Below are 399 nucleotides of genomic sequence, written 5' to 3'. Positions count from 1 at the left end.
GTGGCGCGGGTGCTGCGCCAATTCAACCCCGACATGAAACTGATCGGCGTCGACACCATCGGCTCGACCATCTTCGGCCAACCCGCCACCACCCGGCTCATGCGCGGACTGGGCTCCAGCATTTATCCGCGCAACATCGACTACCACGCCTTCAACGAAGTCCACTGGGTCGGCCCGGCCGAAGCCGTCTGGGCCGCGCGCACCCTAGCCGCCAGCCACTTCACCAGCGGCGGCTGGAGCGTGGGCGCCGTCGCGCTGGTAGCCGGTTGGGCCGCGCGCACCTTGGCCAAAGACACTCGCATCGCCGCGGTGTTTCCCGACGGGCCGCAACGCTACTTCGACACCATCTACAACGACGACTACTGCCACCAACACCAGCTACTGAACTGGCAACCCGTC

General features: G+C 66.2%; 1 pseudogene. It reads left to right on the top strand.

The annotated features are described in order from the left end of the window. A pseudogene (locus AC5Y49_RS24855) lies at positions 1-399 on the top strand (pyridoxal-5'-phosphate-dependent protein subunit beta); the annotation flags it as partial.

The sequence above is a fragment of the Mycobacterium sp. NGS62 genome, assembly GCF_059812285.1.
This window is presented reverse-complemented; position numbering and strand designations above follow the sequence as displayed.